This window comes from Kitasatospora sp. NPDC058046, from assembly GCF_042885595.1.
In the GTDB taxonomy this organism is placed as follows: Bacteria; Actinomycetota; Actinomycetes; order Streptomycetales; family Streptomycetaceae; genus Kitasatospora.
The window spans coordinates 687,437-710,431 of record NZ_JBHVRS010000002.1 but is presented as its reverse complement, the minus strand read 5'-3'; the positions used below and the strand labels follow the sequence as shown (position 1 = coordinate 710,431).

At 73.2% G+C, this 22,995-nt stretch carries 12 protein-coding genes; 9 read left to right on the top strand and 3 right to left on the bottom strand.

Translation table 11 applies throughout. The features are described from left to right. Positions 1–122 precede the first annotated feature (122 nt). Both ACFVU7_RS07470 and ACFVU7_RS07465 read left to right on the top strand, forming a co-directional pair. Entirely contained in the window at positions 123–1,997 is a 1,875-nt protein-coding gene (locus tag ACFVU7_RS07470) for an ABC transporter ATP-binding protein (RefSeq protein WP_380740401.1), read from the top strand. Beyond that, the gene (locus tag ACFVU7_RS07465) at positions 1,994–3,841 is read left to right on the top strand and encodes an ABC transporter ATP-binding protein (protein WP_074001468.1); all 1,848 of its coding nucleotides are present in this window, start codon (positions 1,994–1,996) and stop codon (positions 3,839–3,841) included. The genes ACFVU7_RS07470 and ACFVU7_RS07465 overlap by 4 nt, the downstream gene beginning before the upstream one ends. A gap of 138 nt (positions 3,842–3,979) precedes the next feature. Here ACFVU7_RS07465 and glgP read toward each other — a convergent pair whose 3' ends face one another. Further along, positions 3,980–6,646 (bottom strand): alpha-glucan family phosphorylase, encoded by a 2,667-nt coding sequence (gene glgP / locus ACFVU7_RS07460; protein ID WP_049651957.1) that lies wholly within the window; start codon positions 6,644–6,646, stop codon positions 3,980–3,982. Between the two features lie 1,042 nt (positions 6,647–7,688). On the opposite strand from glgP, the gene ACFVU7_RS07455 reads away from it, so the two are divergent. The 7 genes from ACFVU7_RS07455 to pyk all read left to right on the top strand — a co-directional run bounded on the left by ACFVU7_RS07455 (position 7,689) and on the right by pyk (position 20,811). Continuing rightward, positions 7,689–9,644 carry an alpha-1,4-glucan--maltose-1-phosphate maltosyltransferase gene (locus ACFVU7_RS07455; RefSeq protein ID WP_117489574.1) on the top strand — a complete coding sequence of 652 codons (1,956 nt, stop codon included), beginning with the start codon at positions 7,689–7,691 and terminating at the stop codon, positions 9,642–9,644. Then, complete coding sequence (gene treS / locus ACFVU7_RS07450; RefSeq protein WP_074001467.1) at positions 9,641–11,365, top strand: maltose alpha-D-glucosyltransferase; 1,725 nt, start codon at positions 9,641–9,643, stop codon at positions 11,363–11,365. Before ACFVU7_RS07455 ends, treS begins: the two co-directional genes overlap by 4 nt. Before the next feature lie 252 nt (positions 11,366–11,617). Continuing rightward, on the top strand, positions 11,618–13,108 hold the full coding sequence (locus tag ACFVU7_RS07445) for a phosphotransferase (protein ID WP_380740405.1): 1,491 nt from the start codon (positions 11,618–11,620) through the stop codon (positions 13,106–13,108). Between the two features lie 170 nt (positions 13,109–13,278). After that, complete coding sequence (gene glgB / locus ACFVU7_RS07440; protein WP_388044603.1) at positions 13,279–15,708, top strand: 1,4-alpha-glucan branching protein GlgB; 2,430 nt, start codon at positions 13,279–13,281, stop codon at positions 15,706–15,708. A gap of 177 nt (positions 15,709–15,885) precedes the next feature. After that, on the top strand, positions 15,886–18,069 hold the full coding sequence (gene pta, locus ACFVU7_RS07435) for a phosphate acetyltransferase (protein ID WP_388044602.1): 2,184 nt from the start codon (positions 15,886–15,888) through the stop codon (positions 18,067–18,069). After that, positions 18,066–19,289 (top strand): acetate kinase, encoded by a 1,224-nt coding sequence (locus tag ACFVU7_RS07430; RefSeq protein WP_074001464.1) that lies wholly within the window; start codon positions 18,066–18,068, stop codon positions 19,287–19,289. Before pta ends, ACFVU7_RS07430 begins: the two co-directional genes overlap by 4 nt. Before the next feature lie 94 nt (positions 19,290–19,383). Continuing rightward, positions 19,384–20,811 (top strand): pyruvate kinase, encoded by a 1,428-nt coding sequence (gene pyk / locus ACFVU7_RS07425; RefSeq protein ID WP_049656903.1) that lies wholly within the window; start codon positions 19,384–19,386, stop codon positions 20,809–20,811. 74 nt (positions 20,812–20,885) lie between these two features. Here the strand turns inward: pyk and ACFVU7_RS07420 are convergent, their stop codons facing one another. Together ACFVU7_RS07420 and ACFVU7_RS07415 are read right to left on the bottom strand one after the other, a co-directional pair. After that, complete coding sequence (locus tag ACFVU7_RS07420; RefSeq protein WP_388044601.1) at positions 20,886–22,265, bottom strand: hypothetical protein; 1,380 nt, start codon at positions 22,263–22,265, stop codon at positions 20,886–20,888. Next, positions 22,262–22,930 carry a DUF6114 domain-containing protein gene (locus tag ACFVU7_RS07415; RefSeq protein WP_388044600.1) on the bottom strand — a complete coding sequence of 223 codons (669 nt, stop codon included), beginning with the start codon at positions 22,928–22,930 and terminating at the stop codon, positions 22,262–22,264. Before ACFVU7_RS07415 ends, ACFVU7_RS07420 begins: the two co-directional genes overlap by 4 nt. Positions 22,931–22,995: the final 65 nt, after the last annotated feature.

Sequence of the window (22,995 nt, the reverse complement as noted above, 5' to 3'; positions counted from 1 at the left end):
GGCGCGCGCCCCCTAATTCGCGCCCGCACCGCCCGTCCGAGTGGCCGGTTCTCGCCGGGCGCCACCGACAGGGGCGAAAAACCGGATGAGAAATGACGGCCCGTCTGCCTACCCTCACCGCGATGGCCGAGAACAGACAAGACCCCGAGAACCCGACCCCGGGAAGCCCCCAGAGCGACGGAACCGGCCCCGCCGGGCCCGGGCCGCGGCACTCCACGGTCCGCTCCCTGCTGCGCCTGTGGCCGTACGCGCGCGCCGTCCGCGGCCGGCTGGCCGTCTCGGTGACGGCCGCCACCCTCGGCATGCTCAGCACCCTCGCCGTCCCGGTGGTCCTCGGCCTGATCGTGGACGGCCCGCTCGCCGAGCACGACCTGGCCGGCCTCTGGCCGCTGGTCGGCCTGCTGCTGGTCCTCGGCACGGTCGAGTCCGCGCTGTTCTACACCCGCCGGGTGGTGCTGGCCCGCCCGCTGGCCGGGCTGGAGACGGCGATGCGCGGGGACCTCTTCGCCAAGCTCCAACGGCTGCCGGTCTCCTTCCACGACCGCTGGGGCTCCGGCCAGCTGCTCTCCCGGGCCACCGCCGACATGTACACCATGCGGCTGTTCCTGGCCTTCCCGCTGGTCTTCCTGATCGTCAACTCGGTGATGTTCCTGGCCGGCACCGTGGTGATGTTCACCCAGGACTGGCGGCTCGCGCTGATCGCCCTGGTGCCCGTCGTCCCGCTGTTCGTGCTCACCCGGCGGTTCGAGTCCGGCTTCTCCGGCGCCGCCCGGCTCGCCCAGGACCAGAACGGGGACATCGCCACCCTGGTCGAGGAGTCCGTCCTCGGCATCCGCATCCTCAAGGCCTTCGGCCGGCACCGGTCGATGACCGAGCGCTTCCGCGCCCAGGCCCAGGAGCTGCGCCGCACCGAACTGCGCAAGGCGCACCTGCTCGCCAACCTCTGGGCCGTCATCGTCGGCCTGCCGGAGATCGCGCTCGCCGGCGCCCTCGCCGTCGGCGCCTACCTGGTGGCCCACGACGACCTGAGCGCCGGCACCCTGGTCGCCTTCCTCTCCACCGCGCTCGCGCTGCGCTGGCCGGTCGAGTCGCTCGGCTGGCTGCTCGCCTACGCCAACGAGGCCGCCACCGCCACCGACCGCTTCTTCGAGGTGCTGGACGAACCGGACACCCCCGAGGCGGACACCCCCGCCCCAGGCACCGCCGCGGCGCCCACCGCCCCGGACGGCATCCGCTTCACCGGCGTCCGCTTCCGCTACCCCGACGCCCCCGACGGCAGCCCCGACCTGCTGGCCGGCGTCGACCTGCACATCCGCAGCGGCGAGACGATGGCCCTGGTCGGTGCCACCGGCAGCGGCAAGACCACCCTCACCGCCCTGCTCCCCCGGCTGTACGAGGCCACCGCCGGCACCATCACGCTGGACGGCCGGGACATCCGCGAACTGCCCCGGCCGCGGCTGCGCGAACTCGTCTCGGTCGCCTTCGAGGAGCCCACCCTGTTCTCCGCCACCGTCCGGGAGAACGTCCTGATGGGCGCCCCGGGCGCCGGCGAGGAACAGCTGCGCACCGCCCTCGACACCGCCCAGGCCGGCTTCGTCGAGAAGCTCCCGAACGGCCCGGACACCGAGGTCGGCGAGCAGGGCCTGAGCCTGTCCGGCGGCCAGCGCCAGCGCCTCGCGCTGGCCCGCGCGGTGGTCGGCGACCCGGCCTTCCTCGTCCTGGACGACCCGCTCTCCGCCCTGGACGTGCACACCGAGGCCCTGGTCGAGCGGGCCCTGCGCGAGGTCCTCGGCACCACCACCGCCCTGGTCGTCGCCCACCGCCCCAGCACCGTGCTGCTCGCCGACCGGGTCGCGGTGCTGGCGGACGGCCGGATCACGGCCGTCGGCACCCACCAGGAACTGCTGCGCGACTGCGCGCACTACCGGGAACTGATGTCGGGCGAGGCCGCCCTGATACCCGACGGCCCCCTCGCACCGGAAGGAGCGCGCGCATGACCACCACCGCCGAACCCGTACGGGCCGAACCCGTCGCGCCGGCCGAGGAGGAGCTGCCCCCGCCGCCCGCCGACGAGGAGGACATCCCCGTCCCACCCGGCGCGCCCCGGGCGCTGCTGCGCTCGCTGCTGCGCACCCACCGGGCCCGGATCACCGTCGCGATGGTGGTGATCCTGGTCCAGCAGGCCGCGCTCCAGTCCGGCCCGCTGCTGGTCGCGGTGGCGATGGACCGCGGCATCCCGGCGCTGCGCGAGCACGACTCCGGCCCGCTGGTCGCCGTGGTCGCGGCCTACCTGTTCTGCGCGCTGCTCAGCCCGGTGCTGCAGTGGGTCTTCATCAAGATCAGCGCCCGGGTCAACCAGGACATCGTGCTGGAGCTGCGCGGCCGGATCTTCCGGCACGCCCAGCGGCTCAGCCTGGACTTCCACGAGCGCTACACCTCGGGCCGGATCATCTCCCGCGCCACCAGCGACATCGACGCGCTGCGCGAGCTGCTCTCCGAGGGCCTCCAGGAGCTGCTGACGGTCCTGCTGTCGGTCTGCTACATCTCGGTGCTGCTGGTGGTGCTGGACTGGCGGCTCGGCCTGGTCTCGCTGGCGTCCTTCCTGCCGCTGGCCCTGATCGCCCACTCCTTCCGCCGCCGCTCGCGCCGGGTCTACCGGCGCTCGCGCACCTCGGCCGCCTCGCTGATCGTCCGCTTCACCGAGACCATGAACGGCATCCGCCCGGTGCAGGCCTTCCGCCGGGAGAAGGCCAACGACGCCGCCTTCGCCGTGGTCAACCGGCAGTCCGCCACCGCCACCGCGGACGGCCTGCTGGAGATCGCCCGCTACGTCGGCCTCTCCCGCCTCACCGCCAACCTGTGGTTCGCCGGCGTGGTGCTGCTCGGCGCCTACCTGGTCGTCGACGACGCGCTGGAGCTGGGCGTGCTCACCGCCTTCGCGCTCTACCTGCGCCGGCTCTTCGACCCGGTCGACCAGCTGGCGATGTTCCTGAACAGCTACCAGTCGGCCGCCGCCGCCCTGGAGAAGATCGCCGGCCTGCTCGCCCACGAGCCGACCGTCGCCGAGCCGGCCGAACCCGCCGAGCTGCCGGAGGCCTCCGGCCAGGGCCGCGCGGTCGCCTTCGAGGGCACCCGCTTCGCCTACCGGACGGGCAAGGAGGTGCTGCCGGCCTTCGACCTGCTGATCCCCGCCGGGCAGACGGTCGCGGTGGTCGGCGCGACGGGCGCGGGCAAGTCCACGGTCGCCAAGCTGCTGGCCCGCTTCTACGACCCGACCGACGGCCGGATCCGGCTGGACGGCGTGGACCTGCGCGACCTGGCCACCCCCGAACTGCGGCGCGGCGTCGTGATGGTGACCCAGGAGTCCTTCCTGTTCTCCGGCACCGTCGCCGAGAACATCGCGGTCGGCCGCCCCGGCGCCACCCGGGAGGAGGTCGAGCAGGCCGCCCGGGACATCGGCGCGTACGAGTTCATCGCCGCCCTGCCGGACGGCTTCGACACCGACGTGCGCAAGCGCGGCGGCCGGATCTCGGCCGGCCAGCGCCAGCTGGTGGCCTTCGCCCGCGCACTGCTGGCCGACCCGGCGGTGCTGATCCTGGACGAGGCGACCAGCTCGCTGGACGTCCCCGGGGAGCAGGCCGTGCAGCGGGCCATGCGCACCGTGCTGGCCGGCCGGACGGCCGTGATCATCGCCCACCGGCTCTCCACCGTGGAGATCGCCGACCGTGTCCTGGTGATGGACCAGGGCCGGATCGTGGAGGATGGCTCCCCACAGGAGCTGATCGACGGCTCCGGCCGTTTCGCCGCCCTCCACCGGGCCTGGCGGGACAGCCTGGTCTAGGGCCCCGGCCCGGACCCCACGAATGTGCCCGTCCGGGTGCGCCGTCACGCACCCGGCCGGGCATTCCCCATTTCCCGCACGGAGGTACGCGGGCGGCCGCCCACCCGGTTCACCACCGGTGGACGGCCGCCCGCGGCCTCAGCGCAGCAGCCCCGCGTCCATCCCGGCCGACTCGGCCGGCAGCGCGACCAGCCCCAGCTCGGCCGGCGAGGCCAGCCGCGGGTGCGCGGGCAGCACCCGGACGGTGTAGCCGAACGGGCCGGTCCGGCAGAGCTCAAGCGAGCCCTCGTAGCGGATCCGGCCGTCCAGATCGGGCCCGCCGACCGGCTTGAGGGCGAGCAGGCAGGCGTCCGAGATCCGGTCCCGCTCGTCCACCCGGCCGGAGACCGCCTGCACCTCGACGTCGCCCGGCCGCAGCGTCCCGAGCGCGACCTGCACCCGCAGCTCCAGCGAACTGCCCAGCTCCTGCGCCTCGGTCGGGCAGTCCGCCTCGACGTGCTCGACCCGGACGGCCGGCCAGGCCTCCCGGACCGTCGCCTTCCAGAGCGCCAGCTCCCGCGCGCCGTGGCCGTGCTGCCCGGCCAGCTCCCGCTGGGCCTGCGCCGCCGGGGCGTACAGCCGCTCGACGTACTCCCGGACCATCCGCCCGGCCAGCACCTTGGGCCCGAGGGTGACCAGGGTGTGCCGGACCATGGCGATCCACTGCTGCGGCAGCCCGTCCGCGTCCCGGTCGTAGAACCGGGCGGCGACCTGGTTCTCGATCAGGTCGTAGAGCGCGGCCGCCTCGATGTCGTCGCGCCGCTCGGCCTCGCCGCTGTCCGGGTCGAGCGCCCCGCCGCTCTCGTCGGCCGTGGGGATCGCCCAGCCGTTGCGGCCGTCGAACCACTCGTCCCACCAGCCGTCCAGGACGGACAGGTTGAGGCAGCCGTTGAGCGCCGCCTTCATCCCGGACGTGCCGCAGGCCTCCAGCGGGCGCAGCGGGTTGTTCAGCCAGACGTCGCAGCCCGGGTAGAGGCGCTGGGCCATCGCCATGTCGTAGTCCGGCAGGAAGACGATCCGGTGCCGCACCGCCGGGTCGTCGGCGAAGGCGACCATCTGCTGGATCAGCCGCTTGCCGCCGTCGTCCGCCGGGTGGGCCTTGCCGGCGACCACGATCTGCACCGGCCGGGTGGGGTGCAGCAGCAGCGCGCGCAGCCGCTCCTGGTCGCGCAGCATCAGGGTGAGCCGCTTGTACGAGGGCACCCGGCGGGCGAAGCCGATGGTGAGCACGTCGGGGTCGAGCACCGAGGAGACCCAGCCGAGCTCGGCCTCGCCGGCCCCGCGCCGACGCCAGGAGGCGTGCAGCCGGCGGCGGGCCTCCTCCACCAGCTGGGCCCGCAGGGCGCGCCGCAGTTGCCAGACCTCGGTGTTGCCGATCCGCTCCAGACCCGTCCAGCGCTTGCTCTCGCCGGTGGTCATCGCCTCCTCGGCGCGCTCGGCGCCGATCTCGGCGGCGCCGAGCCGGACCACCGCCGGGTCGATCCAGGTGGCGGCGTGCACGCCGTTGGTGACCGAGGTGATCGGCACCTCGGCCGGGTCGAAGCCGGGCCACAGGCCGTTGAACATCGAGCGGCTGACCTCGCCGTGCAGGGTGGAGACCCCGTTGGCGCGCTGGGCCAGCCGCAGGCCCATGGCGGCCATGTTGAAGAGCTTCGGGTCCCCGTCCTGCCAGCTCTCGGCGCCGAGCGCGAGCACCTGCTCGACCGGCACGCCGGGCAGCGCGGCGTCGCCGCCGAAGTGGCGGGCGACCAGCTCGCGGTCGAAGCGGTCGATGCCGGCCGGGACGGGCGTGTGGGTGGTGAAGAGGGTGCCGGCCCGGACGGCCTCCAGGGCGGCGGCGAAGTCGAGGCCGGTCCGGTCGTCGGCGACCAGTTCGCGGATGCGCTCCACGCCGAGGAAGCCGGCGTGGCCCTCGTTGGTGTGGAAGACGTCGGGGGCGGGGTGCCCGGTGAGCCGGCAGTAGGCGCGCACCGCCCGGACGCCGCCGATGCCGAGCAGCATCTCCTGGAGCAGCCGGTGCTCGCTGCCGCCGCCGTACAGCCGGTCGGTGACGTCCCGCTCGGCGGGCGAGTTGGCCTCAATGTCGGAGTCGAGCAGCAGCAGCGGGACCCGCCCGACCTGGGCCTTCCAGATGTGGGCGGCCAGGGTGCGGCCGCCGGGCAGGGCCAGGTCGACCCGGCCGGGGGTGCCGTCGGCCTCCCGCAGCAGGCTGACCGCGAGTTCGTCCGGGTCGAGCAGCGGATAGCGCTCCTGCTGCCAGCCGTCCCGGCTCAGGGACTGGCGGAAGTAGCCGTGCCGGTAGAACAGGCCGACGCCGACGACCGGCACGCCGAGGTCGCTGGCGGCCTTGAGGTGGTCGCCGGCCAGGATGCCGAGCCCGCCGGAGTACTGGGGCAGCGCGGCGGCGATGCCGTACTCGGGCGAGAAGTAGGCGATCGCGGCGGGCAGCGGGGCGGCGTCGGACTGCTGCCGGGTCTGGTACCAGCGGGGGCCGGTCAGGTACTCGCGCAGGTCGTCGGCGAGGTCTCCGAGTCTGCGCAGGAAGCGCCGGTCGGCGGCGAGCGCGGCCAGCCGGGCGGCCGGGACCTCCCCGAGCAGCCGCACCGGGTCCTCGCCGGTCGCGGCCCAGACCTCCGGGTCCACGGACCGGAAGAGGTCCCTGGTCTCGGGGTGCCAGGACCAGCGCAGGTTGAGGGCCAGCTCGTGCAGCGGCTGGAGTTGTTCGGGCAGGACGGTGCGGACGGTGAATCTGCGGATTGCCTTCACGGCGTGAAGCGTAGCCGTGGCGGTCGGCCGGACAGTGCGTCAAGTGGACTATTGGGCATCCGTTCGGGCTATTGATGAGATCGCATTCGGCGCATTGGACTGCACGGGGGGCGCGCGAGGCGCACATTTCGAGGGCCCGCGCTACCAATACGTGAACTCTTCGGTACGGCTTCATTTCCGATGGCGCATCCACCCGAGAGAAGGCCCGAAACTACTGTCGTACCGCTGCAAAAACCTTGTCGCCGGTGCGAGGATGACCGAAGGTCGTTGATGCAGTGGGGAGTACGACGACGGGTGGCGTCCCCCGCGAAGCAGCACGTCCGAATCCTTTTCGTGTTGTCCGTTCCCGTCCTTCTTAGCCCATTCGGCGCTCACCGCGCACGGACGCGTGTCCTCCCTACCGGCCCGCTCGTTCACGGGTGGACCGGGTCGGCCGGGGCGCGCCCGGCGGAGGCGTGCGCCGGGACGCACACGGGCTCCGGGGCGTCCCACCGCCGGCTCGGCGGGCGCCGGGCAGGTTGCCGGGAACAGCGGCGCGGGCAGGCTTCCGGTCGCACGTCCTCCCCACCCAGCAGTCCTCCGGTACTCCCCCGGCCCGTACCCAGGCCCGCGGGGAGCTGCCGCCGATCTCGGGCAGGAGCTTGGCATGCACGGCGACACGCGGGACCAGTCCACACCGGTGGCCGAAGGCCTCGACGCAGCGGTCGCGGAATCCGCCGGACGGATGGATTCTGACACTCGGACAGATCCGGCGATGCCGGCGCCGAGGGCCTCCGGGGCGGTCCGTGCCGGATCCTCCGAATCCGAAGCCCCCTCGACGGCCCGGCACCCCGCGGCCGAGGAGGACCGGGCGGCGGCACCCCGCAGGCGCACCACCACCACGCGCCGCACCACCGCCACCACCCCGAAGACCGCAGCTCCGAAGGCCGCCACCGCGGAGGCCGCCGGGTCCGCCTCCGCGAAGGCCCCGGCCACCGGGGCAGCCGCCCGGAAGGCCCCCGCTCGCAAGCCCTCCGCCCGCAAGACGACAGAGAGCGACACCGTGATCGGCCGCATCCCCGTCCTGGACGTCAGTCCCCTCGTCGACGCCGGCCGCCGCCCGGCCAAGGCCGTCGTCGGCGAGACCTTCCTGGTCACCGCGACCGTCTTCCGCGAGGGCCACGACGCCGTCAACGCCAACGTGGTGCTGCGCGACCCGCGCGGCCGCAGCGGCCCGTGGACGCCGATGCGCGAACTGGCCGAGGGCACCGACCGCTGGGGCGCGTACGTCACCCCGACCGGGCCCGGCCGCTGGTCGTACCTGGTGGAGGCGTGGAGCGACCCGGTCGCCACCTGGCGCCGGACCGCCTCGGTGAAGCTGCCCGCCGGGATCGACACCGCGCTGGTCCTGGAGGAGGGCGCCCGGCTGCTGGAGCAGGCCGCGGCCGGGGTGCCCAAGAAGGAGGGTCGCGCCGACGTGCTGGCCGCCGCCGACGCGCTGCGCGACCAGACCCTGCCGCCGCTGTCCCGGCTGGCCGCCGCGCTCGCCCCCGAGGTGCTCGACGCGCTGGTCCGCCACCCGCTGCGCGAGCTGCTCAGCGCCTCCCGCCCGATGCCGCTCCAGGTCGACCGCGAGCGCGCGCTGTTCGGCTCCTGGTACGAGTTCTTCCCCCGGTCGGAGGGCGCCGTGGTGGACCCGGCCGGCGTCGAGCCGCCGCGCCCTGGCAACCTGCGCAGCGCCGCCGAACGCCTGCCGGCCGTCGCCGCGATGGGCTTCGACGTGGTCTACCTGCCGCCGGTCCACCCGATCGGCCGAGCCTTCCGCAAGGGCCCGGACAACACCCTGACGGCCGGCCCGCACGACGTCGGCTCGCCCTGGGCGATCGGCTCCCCCGAGGGCGGCCACGACGCCGTCCACCCGGACCTCGGCACCATCGAGGACTTCGACCACTTCGTCGCCGAGGCCAAGGCGCTGCACCTGGAGGTGGCGCTGGACTTCGCCCTCCAGTGCTCCCCCGACCACCCCTGGGTGAACAAGCACCCGGAATGGTTCAGCCACCGCACGGACGGCACCATCGCGTACGCCGAGAATCCGCCGAAGAAGTACCAGGACATCTATCCGGTCAACTTCGACCAGGACATGGACGGAATCGTCAAGGAAACCATCCGGATCCTCCGGTTCTGGATGTCGCACGGCGTCCGGATCTTCCGGGTCGACAACCCGCACACCAAACCGGTGGTGTTCTGGGAGAAGGTGCTCGCCGACGTCGCCCGGACCGACCCCGACGTGGTGTTCCTGGCGGAGGCCTTCACCCGCCCCGCGATGATGCACACCCTGGCGAAGATCGGTTTCCACCAGTCGTACACGTACTTCACCTGGCGCACCACCAAACCGGAACTCACCGACTACCTCACCGAACTCAGCGGTGACGCCGCCGCCTACATGCGGCCCAACTTCTTCGCCAACACGCCGGACATCCTGCACGAGTACCTCCAGCACGGCGGCCGGGCCGCCTTCGCGATCCGCGCGGTGCTCGCCGCCACCCTCTCCCCCAGCTACGGCGTCTACGCCGGCTTCGAGCTGTACGAGAACGAGCCGGCCCACCCGGGCTCCGAGGAGTACCTCCACTCGGAGAAGTACGAACTGCGCCCGCGCGACTGGAGCCGCACCGACACCCTGGCCCCGCTGCTGACCGTGCTGAACCGGCTGCGCCGCCGCCACCCCGCCCTCCAGCAGCTGCGCGACCTGCGCTTCCACCCCACCGACAACGACCAGGTGCTCGCCTACTCCAAGACCGCGACCACCCCCGAGGGGCTCACCGACCAGGTCGTCACCGTGGTGAACCTCGACCCGCACCACGTCCAGGAGGCCACCGTCACGCTCGACGGCGACGGCCCGTACGCGGTGCACGACGAGCTCACCGGCGCCGTCTACACCTGGGGCCGGCACAACTACGTCCGGCTCGATCCCTCAGCCGAGCCGGCTCACCTCCTCACGGTTCGGAGGAACCCAGCGTGACAGTGAACGAGCCCGTCCCCGACACCTTCCCCGAGACCTCGAAGAAGAAGCTCGACCCGCAGTGGTTCAAGCGTGCGGTCTTCTACGAGGTGCTGGTGCGGTCCTTCCAGGACAGCAACGGCGACGGTGTCGGGGACCTCAAGGGGCTCACGGCCAAGCTCGACTACCTCCAGTGGCTCGGGATCGACTGCCTCTGGCTCCCCCCGTTCTTCGCCTCGCCGCTGCGCGACGGCGGGTACGACGTCTCCGACTACACCTCGGTGCTGCCGGAGTTCGGCGACCTCGCCGACTTCATGGAGTTCGTCGACGCCGCGCACGCCCGCGGCATGCGCATCGTGATCGACTTCGTCATGAACCACACCAGCGACCAGCACCCGTGGTTCCAGGCCTCCCGCTCCGACCCGGACGGGCCCTACGGCGACTTCTACATGTGGGCCGACGACGACAAGCAGTACCCGGACGCCCGGATCATCTTCGTCGACACCGAGACCTCCAACTGGACCTACGACCCGGTCCGCAAGCAGTACTTCTGGCACCGCTTCTTCTCGCACCAGCCGGACCTCAACTACGACAACCCCCGGGTCCAGGACGAGATGATCGCCGGGCTGCGGTTCTGGCTCGACCTCGGCATCGACGGCTTCCGGCTGGACGCGGTGCCGTACCTGTTCGCCCGCGAGGGCACCAACTGCGAGAACCTCCCGGAGACCCACGAGTTCCTCCAGCGGGTCCGCAAGGAGATCGACGCCAACTACCCGGACACCGTGCTGCTCGCCGAGGCCAACCAGTGGCCGGAGGACGTCGTCGACTACTTCGGCGACTTCGCCTCCGGCGGCGACGAGTGCCACATGGCGTTCCACTTCCCGGTGATGCCCCGGATCTTCATGGCGGTGCGCCGGGAGTCCCGCTACCCGGTGTCCGAGATCCTCGCCAAGACCCCGCAGATCCCCGGCGGCTGCCAGTGGGGCATCTTCCTGCGCAACCACGACGAGCTGACCCTGGAGATGGTCACCGACGAGGAGCGCGACTACATGTACGCGGAGTACGCCAAGGACCCGCGGATGCGCGCCAACGTGGGCATCCGCCGCCGGCTCGCCCCGCTGCTGGAGAACGACCGCAACCAGATCGAGCTGTTCACCGCGCTGCTGCTCTCCCTGCCCGGCTCGCCGGTCCTCTACTACGGGGACGAGATCGGCATGGGCGACAACATCTGGCTCGGCGACCGGGACGGCGTGCGCACCCCGATGCAGTGGACCCCGGACCGCAACGCGGGTTTCTCCTCCGCCGACCCGGGCAGGCTCAGTCTGCCGCCCATCATGGACCCGGTGTACGGCTATCAGGTGACCAACGTCGAGGCGCAGCAGAGCAGTTCGAGCTCCCTGCTGCACTGGACGCGTCGCATGATCGAGATCCGCAAGCTCAATCCGGCGTTCGGCCTCGGCAGCTACGCCGAACTGCCCTCCAGCAACCCCGCCGTGCTGGCCTTCGTGCGCGAGTACGAGGGGGACCTGGTCATGTGCGTGAACAACTTCTCGCGGTTCGCGCAGCCGACCGAGCTGGACCTGCGGCAGTACGGCGGGCGGTACCCGGTCGAGCTGATCGGCGGGGTGCGCTTCCCGTCGATCGGCGAGTGGCCCTACCTGCTCACCCTGGCCGGGCACGGCTTCTACTGGTTCCAGCTCCGGCAGCCCCCGCGCCTGAGCGGGACCAGGCGATCGAAGTAACGATCCGCCGCACGTGGCACAGCAGCCGTGAACAGCACCACCAGACCCTCCGGGGGCGCGAGTTGAACCCCCGCGCCCCCGGAGTTCTCTGCACCACCGCGTACGGAGAACAGCCCAACGGCCACCCACACGAAGGCGTGACACCCGAGCCGTGCTCGCGTGCCGCGACCGCCGCGCCGCCGCAATCCGGAAGACTGACGGACCCGGCCACGACCCGTCGGGCAGTCCGCGTGCTTCCGGGGAAAGGGAGCCATGTCCGAAACCTCCCGTTCTCAAGCCCACCTCCAGGACGACGCCCCCACCGGTCCCGCCACCCCCGCGGGCACCCGGGGCGCCGGGGCCCGGAGAACCGCCCTGGGCGTCAGCGAACTCGTCCAGGCGGCCCTGCCACTGATCGCCTCATGGCTGCCCACCCAGCGCTGGTACGCCGGCAAGGGAAGGCCCATCACCGGCCTCACCCCGGTCGTCGGCACCCCGCTGCAGGTCGGCGACCCGGCCCTGCTGCACCTCCTGCTGCGGGTCGAACACGCCACCACGGCCGGCGCCCCGCACGGCGACATCTACCAGCTGCTGCTCGGCATCCGCTCCGGCGGGCTCGGGGACATCGGGCCCGGCGCCGTGCTCGGCCGGCTCAGCCAGGGCCCGTACGACGGCGCGACCCTCTACGACGCGGTGCACGACCCCGAACTCACCGGACGGCTGCTCGAACACCTGGCCACCGGGGACCGCTTCGGCGCGCTCTCCTTCCGCCGCACCCCCGGCTCCGGACTGCCCGCCAACCTCCCCGGCCGCGCCTCCACCGCCGAGCAGTCCAACAGCTCGGTCATCTACGGCACCTCGTACATCCTCAAGCTGTTCCGCCGCATCCACCCCGGCACCAACCCCGACCTCGAACTGTCGCTCGCGCTCTCCCGGGCCGGCTCCACCCGCATCCCCCGGGTCGCCGCCTGGTTCGAGAGCCGGATGGAACGCGCCGAACCCGCCACCCTCGGACTGCTGCAGCGCTACCTGCCGGACGCCGAGGACGGCTGGGAACTCGCCCTCGACCAGGTCGGCCGGCTCAAGGGGGACCGCTCCCCCGGCAACTTCGCCATCGAGGCGCACCGGCTCGGCCGGGCCACCGCCGAGGTGCACCGGGTCCTCGCCCGCTCGATGCCCGTCGCCCGGCTCGACCGCGCCCAGACCGGACGGCTGGCCGGCGCCATGGCCGACCGGCTGGACAGCGCCGTCGCCGCCGTCCCCGGCCTGCTGCGCTTCCGGGCCGCCCTGCGCACCGCCTTCCAGCAGCTCGCCGACGCCCACCCGGACGGCCTGCCGGTCCAGCGCATCCACGGCGACCTCCACCTCGGACAGGCCATGCGCACCCCGCACGGCTGGGTGCTGCTGGACTTCGAGGGCGAGCCCGCCAAGTCCGTCAACGAGCGCCGCGAACCGCAGCCCGCCCTGCGCGACGTCGCCGCGATGCTGCGCTCCTTCGACTACGCGGCCGCCCACCTGCTGGCCGGCGGCCCCGTCGACCCGGAACTGGCCCACCTGGCCGCCGCCTGGGCCCAGCGCAACCGCACCGCCTACGGCGCCGGCTACACCGCCGGCGGCGGCGCCGACCCGGCCGCCTCGCCGGAGCTGATGCGGGCGCTGGAGATCGACAAGGCGGTCTACGAGGTGGTGTACGAGGCCCGGCACCGGCCGAGCTGGCTGCCGATCCCGCTGGCCGCGATCAACCGGCTCGCCCTGTCCGTCTGACCGGCCCTTCCCGTACCCACGCCTTTTCCGCACCGCCCGATTCCCGCACCGCCCGTTCACGCACCACTCGTTTCCGCACCACGCGTCTCCCGTCCCGCCCGTTTCCTGTCCCGACCGTTTCCTGTCCCGCCCGCAGGAGTTCGCCCACCCCGCCGCAGGAGGACCCCGCCGTGACGCCGATCGACCCGACCGGCCGCCCCACCCGCCCCGTACCGGCCACCTTCCTGGCCGGACCGCTCCCCGCCGAAGGCCACACCGGCCACGAGCACGGGGCGCACCGGGCGGCCGAGGAGGAGGGGGGCGCCGGCACCGGCTCGGAGCCCCCGGACGCCCTCCCGTCCCCGGCCGACCCACTCGCGGCCCCGCAGCCCCGGGGGGCCGAGCGCCCGGCCCCCACCGGGGCGCTGCGGCTGCCCGAGGCGCCGCTGCCGCCGGCCGAGGTCGACCGGCTGGTGGGCGGGCAGCACCACGACCCGCACGCGCTGCTCGGCGCGCACCCGGTGCACGGCGGCACGGCGATCCGGGTGCTGCGCCCGTTCGCCGAGCGGGTGGTCGTCGAGACCACCCACGGCCCGGCCGAACTCACCCACCAGCAGAGCGGGTTGTTCACCGGCCTGGTGGCCGGCGGCGAACCGCCGGAGTACACCCTGCTGGTGACGTACCCCGACGGCGAGCCGCTGCGCCAGCACGACGGCTACCGCACCCCGCCCACCCTCGGCGAACTCGACCTGCACCTGATCTCCGAGGGCCGGCACGAGCAGCTGTGGCGGGCGCTCGGCTCGCACGTGCGCACCGTCGACGGGGTGGCCGGCACCGCCTTCGCGGTCTGGGCGCCGAACGCCGTCGGGGTCCGGCTGATCGGCGGCTTCAACCACTGGAACGGCACCGGGCACCCGATGCGCTCGCTCGGCTCGTCCGGGATCTGGGAGCTGTTCGTCCCCGGCCTGGCCGAGGGCGCCACCTACAAGTACGAGGTGCACACCCGGCAGGGCTGGGTGCTGGACAAGGCCGACCCGCTGGCCAGGGCCGCCCAGTGCCCGCCCGGCACCGCCTCGGTGGTCACCTCCTCCGACTACGCCTGGCAGGACGGCGAGTGGATGGCCCGCAGGGCCCGCGCCGCGCACCACCGGGCCCCGATGTCGGTGTACGAGCTGCACCTGCCCTCCTGGCGCCCGGACCTCACCACCTACCGCGCCATCGCCGAGGAACTGCCGCGCTACCTCCAGGAGTTGAACTTCACCCACGTGGAGCTCATGCCGGTGATGGAGCACCCCTTCGGCGGCTCCTGGGGCTACCAGGTGTCCGGCTACTACGCCCCCACCGCCCGGCTCGGCGGCCCCGACGACTTCCGGTACCTGGTGGACACCCTGCACCGGCACGGCATCGGCGTGATCGTCGACTGGGTGCCCGCGCACTTCCCCAAGGACGACTTCGCGCTCGCCCGCTTCGACGGCGAGCCGCTGTACGAGCCCGCCGACCCGCTGCGCGCCGAGCACCCCGACTGGGGGACGCTGGAGTTCGACTACGGCCGCAAGGAGGTGCGCAACTTCCTCGTCGCCAACGCGGTGTACTGGTGCGAGGAGTTCCACGTCGACGGCCTGCGGGTGGACGCCGTCGCCTCGATGCTCTACCTCGACTACTCCCGCGAGGGCGGCGACTGGACGCCCAACCGGTTCGGCGGCCGGGAGAACCTGGACGCCGCCTCCTTCCTCCAGGAGATGAACGCCACCGTCTACCGGCGCTGCCCGGGCGCGGTGACCATCGCCGAGGAGTCCACCGCCTGGGACGGGGTCACCCGCCCCACCGACGCCGGCGGCCTCGGCTTCGGGCTGAAGTGGAACATGGGCTGGATGCACGACTCGCTCGTCTACATGTCCAAGGAGCCGGTGCACCGCAAGTACCACCACAACGAGATCACCTTCTCGATGGTGTACGCCTACTCCGAGAACTACGTCCTGCCCATCTCGCACGACGAGGTGGTGCACGGCAAGCGGGCGCTGGTCTCCAAGATGCCCGGCGACTGGTGGCAGCAGCGCGCCAACCACCGCGCCTACCTCGGCTTCATGTGGTCCCACCCGGGCAAGCAGCTGCTGTTCATGGGGCAGGAGTTCGCCCAGGGCGCGGAGTGGGACCACGAGCAGGGCCCGCAGTGGTGGGTGCTCGACGAGCGGTGGCCGGCCCACGAGGAGCACCTCGGGGTGCGCCGGCTGGTCCGCGACCTCAACCGGCGCTACCTCGACACCCCGGCGCTGTGGGAGCTGGACACCGTCCCCGAGGGCTTCCGCTGGCTCGACGGCGGCGCCGCCGAGGACAACCTGCTCTCCTTCGTCCGGTACGCGGCCGACGGCTCGCCGCTGGTCGCGGTCTGCAACTTCTCGCCGGTCGTCCGGCACGGCCACCGGGTCGGGCTGCCCCGGCTGGCGGGCCGCGACCAGCTGTGGGAGGAGGCGCTGAACACCGACGCCGGGGAGTACGGCGGCAGCGGCGTCGGCAACTCCCACCCGGTCAAGGCCGAGCCGGTGGAGTGGGACGGCCAGCCCCGGTCCGCCGAACTGGTCCTCCCCCCGCTCTCCACCGTCTGGCTCCGCCCCGCGCGCTGAGCGCCGGGCGCCTCCGCTGCCCCGGACGCCCCGGGTGCCCGCCCCGTCGGCGGGCGCCCTGGGCGGGACCTCCGCCCCTTGCCCGAACCCCGTCGCTCTGCTCGCGGACACCCGTTCGGGGTGCGAAGGTATGGTCGATATGACCACTTTCCGAGACGACGGGACGGAGACAACCACGTGGCGCGCAGCGTGTACGTGACCGGCATCGACCGGGGGGACGGCCGCCAGGCGGTCGAACTCGGGGTCATGGAACTGCTCACCCGCCAGGTGGACCGGGTCGGGGTGTTCCGCCCGCTGGTGCACGCCGCCCCCGGGCAGCCGGGCTCCGACCACGTGGTCGAGCTGCTGCGCGGCCGCTACCGGCTCGACCTGCCCAGCAGCGAGCTGTACGGCCTCGGCTACGAGGAGGCCGCCGCCCTCCAGGCCGCCCACGGGCAGGACGAACTGGTCTCCGCCCTGGTCGACCGCTTCCACGCGCTGGAGCGGCGCTGCCAGGCCGTCCTGGTGCTCGGCACCGACTTCGCCGACACCAGCATCCCGGACGAACTCGCCTTCAACGCCCGCCTGGCCAACGAGTTCGGCGCCGCCGTGCTGCCGGTGGTCGGCGGGCACGGCGAGGACCCCGAGACGGTGGTCGCCGAGCTGCTGGGCGCCCACCGCGCCTACACCGACCTCGGCTGCCAGACCCTGGCGATGATCGCCAACCGGGTCGCCCCCGGCGCCAAGCAGCGCATCCAGCGCACCCTCACCGAGAAGCTGCCCGTCCCCGCCTACGTCATCCCGGAGGAGCCGGCCCTGGCCGCGCCCACCGTCGCCCAGCTGGTCGAGGCGACCGGCGCCGAGGTGCTGCTCGGGGACGCCGCCGGCCTCGCCCGGGACGTGCGCGGCTACGTCTTCGGCGGCGCCATGCTGCCCACCTTCCTGGACGCGCTGACCGAGGGCGCCCTGGTGGTCACCCCCGGGGACCGCGCCGACCTGGTGATCGGCTCGCTGGCCGCGCACGCCGCCGGCGCCCCGCCGATCGCCGGCGTGCTGCTGACGCTCGGCCAGCACCCCGGCCCCAACGTGATGGCGCTGGCCGCCCGGCTCGCCCCCGGCACCCCGGTCGCGGTCGTCCCCGAGGGCAGCTGGCCCACCGCCGCCCACCTGACCCACCTGGAGGGCAAGCTCACCTCGGCCAGCCCCCGGAAGGCCGAGATCGCCCTCGGCCTGTTCGAACTGCACGTCGACACCGCCGAGTTGACCAACCTGATCGAGGTCGGCCGGTCCGAGCGGGTCACCCCGATGATGTTCGAGCACGAGCTGCTGGAGCGCGCCCGGGGCACCCGCCGGCACGTCGTCCTGCCGGAGGGCACCGAGGAGCGGGTGCTGCGCGCCGCCGAGATCCTGCTGCGCCGCAACATCTGCGACCTCACCCTGCTCGGCGAGGCGGACGCCGTCCGCCGCAAGGCGTCGAGCCTGAGCATCGACCTCCCCGCCGAGGACCCGGCCGCCGACCGCGCCCAGGTGCGGATCGTCGACCCGGCCACCAGCCCGCTGCGCCGCCAGTTCGCCGAGCTGTACGCGAAGCTGCGCGCCCACAAGGGGATGACCGTCGAACTGGCCCTGGACGTGGTCACCGACGTCTCGTACTTCGGCACCCTGATGGTCCAGGAGGGCATCGCGGACGGCATGGTCTCCGGCGCGGCGCACTCCACCGCCGCCACCATCCGGCCCGCCTTCGAGGTGATCAAGACCTCGCCGGGCGCCTCGATCGTCTCCTCGGTCTTCTTCATGTGCCTGGCCGACCGGGTGCTGGTGTACGGCGACTGCGCGGTCAACCCCGACCCGGACGCCCAGCAGCTGGCCGACATCGCCATCCAGTCGGCCGCCACCGCCGCCCAGTTCGGGGTGGAGCCGCGGGTCGCGATGCTCTCGTACTCGACCGGCACCTCCGGCTCCGGCGCGGACGTCGACAAGGTCCGCAAGGCCACCGAGCTGGTCCGCGAGCTGCGGCCGGACATCCTGGTCGAGGGCCCGATCCAGTACGACGCGGCGGTGGACGCCCGGGTCGCGGCCACCAAGCTGCCGGGCTCCCCGGTGGCCGGGCGGGCCACCGTGCTGATCTTCCCGGACCTCAACACCGGCAACAACACCTACAAGGCGGTCCAGCGCTCGGCCGGGGCCGTCGCCGTCGGCCCGGTGCTCCAGGGGCTGCGCAAGCCCGTCAACGACCTCTCCCGCGGGGCGCTGGTGCAGGACATCGTCAACACCGTCGCGATCACCGCCATCCAGTCCCAGGACGACGCCTCCCAGGACCACGCCTCCCAGGACCGCACCTCCCAGGACCTCGCGTCGGACAGCAAGGAGCTCCCCGCATGAGCAAGGGCACCCGCGTCCTCGTCCTGAACGCCGGCTCCTCGTCGGTGAAGTACCAGCTGATCGACATGCTGGACGGGGCCAGGCTGGCCGCCGGGCTGGTCGAGCGGATCGGCGAGGCCGGCGGGCGGCTGGTGCACACCCCGCGCACCGGCGGGCCGCGCGAGACCGTCCAGGCCTTCCCGGACCACGCCGCCGCCCTCAAGGCCGTCGCCGAGGAGCTGTCCGCCGACGGCGTCGGGCTGGACTCCCCCGAGCTGGCCGCGATCGGCCACCGGGTGGTGCACGGCGGCCTGCGGTTCACCGAGCCGACCGTGATCACCGACGACGTGCTCAAGGAGATCCGCCGGCTGATCCCGGTCGCCCCGCTGCACAACCCGGCCAACATCACCGGCATCGAGGTCGCCCGGGCCCTGCGCCCCGACCTCCCCCAGGTGGCCGTCTTCGACACCGCCTTCCACGCCTCGATGCCCGAGTACTCGGCCCGGTACGCGATCGACAAGGACGTCGCCGACCGGCACCGGGTGCGCCGCTACGGCTTCCACGGCACCTCGCACCAGTACGTCTCGCGGGCCACCGCCCGGCTGCTCGGCAAGGACCCGGCCGAGGTCAACGTGATCGTGCTGCACCTGGGCAACGGCGCCTCCGCCTCGGCGGTCGCCGGCGGCCGCTGCGTGGACACCTCGATGGGCCTGACCCCGCTGGAGGGCCTGGTCATGGGCACCCGATCGGGCGACATCGACGCCGGCGTGGTGTTCCACCTGCACCGGGTCGGCGGGCTGTCCGTGGACGAGATCGACGACCTGCTCAACCGCCGCAGCGGCCTGCGCGGGCTGTGCGGCGAGAACGACATGCGCGAGATCATGCGCCGGGCCGACGAGGGGGACGCGGACGCGAAGCTCGCGTTCGACTCGTACGTCCACCGGCTGCGCAAGTACATCGGCGGCTACTACGCGGTGCTCGGCCGGGTGGACGCGATCGCGTTCACCGCCGGGGTCGGGGAGAACGCAGCGCCGGTGCGCGCGGCGGCCACCGCGGGACTGGAGGAACTGGGCATCGCCGTCGACCCGGAACTGAACTCGGTGCGGTCCGGCGAGGCCCGGATCGTCTCGCCCGAGTACGCCCGGGTGGCGGTCGCCGTGGTGCCCACCGACGAGGAGCTGGAGATCGCCCGACAGACCTTCGCGCTGGTGCACCGGGAACGCCGGGAGTCCGAGGACTGACACGGATCCGTCTCACTCCTCGGAAGCTTTCGTCGGCGATTCCTCCCGGTGCGTGCCGAATGCACCTATAACACGAACGGATAGACTGATCCATATGCGCCGAGCGAAAATTGTCTGCACCCTGGGTCCGGCGACGGACTCCTACGAACAGCTGAAGGCCATCGTCGAGGCGGGCATGAACGTCGCCCGACTGAACATGAGCCACGGCAACCACGCGGACCACGAGGAGCGGTACCGCAAGGTCCGCCAGGTCTCGGAGGACACCGGCAAGGCCATCGGCGTCCTGGCCGACCTCCAGGGTCCGAAGATCCGTCTGGCGACCTTCGCCAACGGCCCGGTGACCGTCGACAACGGCGACGAGTTCACCATCACCACCGAGGACGTCCCCGGTGACCAGCACATCTGCGGCACCACCTACAAGGGCCTGCCCGGCGACGTGAAGGCCGGCGACCCGATCCTGATCAACGACGGCGTCATCGCCCTGGAGGTCGTCAGCGTCGACGGCCCGCGGGTGAAGACCGTGGTGATCGAGGGCGGCGTGCTCTCGAACAACAAGGGCATCAACCTGCCCGGCGCGGCCGTGAACGTGCCCGCCCTGTCCGAGAAGGACAAGGACGACCTGCGCTTCGCGCTGCGCCTGGGCGTCGACATGATCGCCCTGTCCTTCGTCCGCAACGCGGACGACATCAAGGACGTCCACGAGGTCATGGACGAGGTCGGCATCCGCGTGCCGGTCATCGCCAAGATCGAGAAGCCGCAGGCCGTCGAGGCCATGGAGGAGATCGTCCTCGCCTTCGACGCCATCATGGTCGCCCGCGGCGACCTGGCCGTGGAGTACCCGCTGGAGCGGGTGCCGCTGGTCCAGAAGCAGCTGATCACCCTGGCCCGCCGCAACGCCAAGCCGGTCATCGTCGCCACCCAGATGATGGAGTCGATGATCCACGCCTCGCGCCCGACCCGCGCCGAGGTCTCCGACGTCGCCAACGCCATCCTGGACGGCGCCGACGCGGTCATGCTGTCCGCCGAGTCGAGCGTCGGCAAGTACCCCGTCGAGACCGTCCGCACCATGGCCCGGATCTGCGAGACGGCCGAGGGCGAGCTGCTCGCCCAGGGCCTCCAGCCGCTCAACCCGGGCCGCAAGCCGCGCACCCAGGGCGGCTCCGTCGCCCGCGCCGCGTGCGAGCTGGGCGACTTCCTGGACGGCAAGGCGCTGGTCGCCTTCACCAAGTCCGGCGACACCGCCCGCCGGCTGTCCCGCTACCGCTCGCCGATCCCGGTGATCGCCTTCACCCCGGACAGCGCCACCCGCAACCAGCTCTCGCTGAGCTGGGGCGTCGAGGCGTACGTCACGGAGCAGGTGGCCACCACCGACGCGATGGTCGCGCAGGTCGACCGGGAGCTGCTGAAGCTCGGCCGGCTCGGCGAGGGCGACACCGTCATCGTCACCGCCGGTGTCCCGGTCGGCGTCCCCGGCACCACCAACATGGTGCAGGTGCACCACCTGGGCACCCGGGGCGAGTGAGCACCCGTCAGGCCTGAACGCCCGTGGGGCGGTCCTCCTTCCGGAGGGCCGCCCCACGGTCCTTGTGGCGTCCGCTACTTGTCGCTGTAGGGGGCGTCGTCGTTGAACAGGCGCATCCCGGGGATGCGCAGGGTGCCGCCGAACTGGCCGGCCTGCTTGGCGGTGACGCCGGTCAGCTCCAGGTCCAGCGGGATCGGGATGGAGCCGATCAGGTCGTACAGCCAGCGCGGCAGGGTGTCCGGGGTGAGGGTGATCTCGCCCAGGTCGATCGGGATCGGCAGGCCGAGCACCTTGGAGAGGTGGCCGGACAGCCGCTCCACGTACATGGTGACCGGGCCCTTGCGCATCGTCGAGGTGGAACCCGGGGCGCCCTGGACGTGGAAGGTGACGCCGTTGCCCTCCAGGGTCGACATGTCGAGGTTGTCGATGTCCACGCTGTCGACCACGAACTTCAGGACGCGCTTGCTGCCGGTCACGGTCTTCACGTCGTAGACGCCGTGGAAGGCCGCGCCGTGCAGGGCGAGCCGACTGGTCTTCAGGGTCCAGTTCTGCTCCGGGACGACGTGCCCGGGGGCGGGCGCGCCGGCGGTCAGGCCCCGGGCGTCCACATCGCAGTCGGGGTTCTCGGTCGGCGTGCCGGACGGGCTGCCGGAGGCGCCCGCGGAGGGCGTCGCCGAGGCGTCCGCGGACGGGGTCGCGGAGGGCTTCGGCTTGCCGCTCGCCCTGCCGCTCGGCGTGGCGGTGGGCGAGGGCTCGTCGGCGGCGGGCTGGGTCGCGGGCGGCGCGGCCTGCGGGGCGGCGGCCGGGGCCTGCACCGGGGCGTCCGTATGCGGGGCCTCGGTGTGCGGGGCGGGGGCGGCCGGAGCGGCCGGGCCGGCGGGCGCCGCGGGGGTGGTGGTCGGGGCGCCGCCCGGGGTCGGGCTCGGCGAGCCGTTCGGGGTGAGCAGCCGGTTGACGCCGTCGACGAGGCCGTCGATCAGCCCCGCCCGGGCCGCCGGGCCGGTGGTGGTGGGCGTCGCGACGGCCGACGGCTTGACCGGCGAGGTCGGCTGCTGGGCCGGGCCGGTGGTCGGTGCGGGGGTCGGCACCGAGCCCGGGTCCGTCGAGGGGCCGGCGGTGGGCGCGGTGCCCGGCGCGGTACTCGGCGCGGTGCTCGGCGCCGTGGACGGGCCCGGCGGCGGCTCGGGCAGCTCGCTCTTGGGCACCGGCGTCTCGACCGGCGCGACGTCCGGCACGGCGGCCGGCGCGGTGCCGCAGGGCTTGCCCGCCGCCGACTCGGCGACCGCCGGGTTGGGCGTGTAGGCGGCGGCCATCAGCAGCGCGGTCGGCACCGCGGCCAGCGCCAGTGCCCGGCCCCTCAGCCGGACCCGTACGGGCGTGCGCGGGGCCGCGTGCCGGCCGGAGCGCTGCGCGGGAACGGTCGTACCGTCGGCTTGCTCGGCCGGCCCGGTCACCGCGCCTCCTCCTGGTCCACGGCGCCGGCCCGCTTCCGGTCCGCGGTGTCGGCCTGCTTCGGGACGGCGGCCGCGGGTTCGGCGGCCTGCGGCCCGCCCTGGGCGGGCAGTTCGGCGGTGGGCGCCTCGACGGCGCCGTCGGTGGCCGGCTCGGTGGCGACGCTCCGCGCCACGGCGTTCCCGGCCGCCGCGTCCCCGGCGCCGCCCTTGGCCCGGCCCCAGCGTCCGTGCCCGGCCGCCTTCGCGGCCTTGGGCTCCGGCAGCGGCGCCCAGGAGACCATCAGCCCACCGCCGATCAGGCCCGGCAGCAGGGCCAGTCCGAAGCCCCCCAGGTTGGAGACCGGGAGGGAGACCAGCGTCAGCAGCGTGGTGGCGATGCCGGCGAAGACCCGTACGGCCGGCTGGAACCAGGCGGTCAGCCCGAGCACGATCAGCAGCACGCCGATGATCAGTGACCCGGCACCCGCCGTGGTGGCCATGGCCACCGTCATGCCGCCCAACGAGAGCTTGGCGTACGGGAAGTACATGATCGGGACGCCGGCGATCATGGCCAGCAGACCGCCGTAGTACGGCCGCGTCCGACGGAACGTACGGAACACCCGGCGCAGCCACTGGGCGGGGTTCTCGTGCTCGGCGGGCCGGTAGGAGGCAAGGGCGCTGGACACGGTGCAGCTCCTCGATGGTGTGAACGAGGGATGGAGGAGACACGGGATCCGGGGACGGCGCACGC

Excerpts from the sequence above, each read along its gene's own strand:
- ACFVU7_RS07430 (WP_074001464.1), top strand. The coding sequence starts at position 18,066 with ATGAGCAAGGGCACCCGCGTCCTCGTCCTGAACGCCGGCTCCTCGTCG.
- ACFVU7_RS07465 (WP_074001468.1), top strand. The coding sequence starts at position 1,994 with ATGACCACCACCGCCGAACCCGTACGGGCCGAACCCGTCGCGCCGGCC.
- ACFVU7_RS07445 (WP_380740405.1), top strand. The coding sequence starts at position 11,618 with ATGTCCGAAACCTCCCGTTCTCAAGCCCACCTCCAGGACGACGCCCCC.
- pyk (WP_049656903.1), top strand. The coding sequence starts at position 19,384 with ATGCGCCGAGCGAAAATTGTCTGCACCCTGGGTCCGGCGACGGACTCC.
- ACFVU7_RS07470 (WP_380740401.1), top strand. The coding sequence starts at position 123 with ATGGCCGAGAACAGACAAGACCCCGAGAACCCGACCCCGGGAAGCCCC.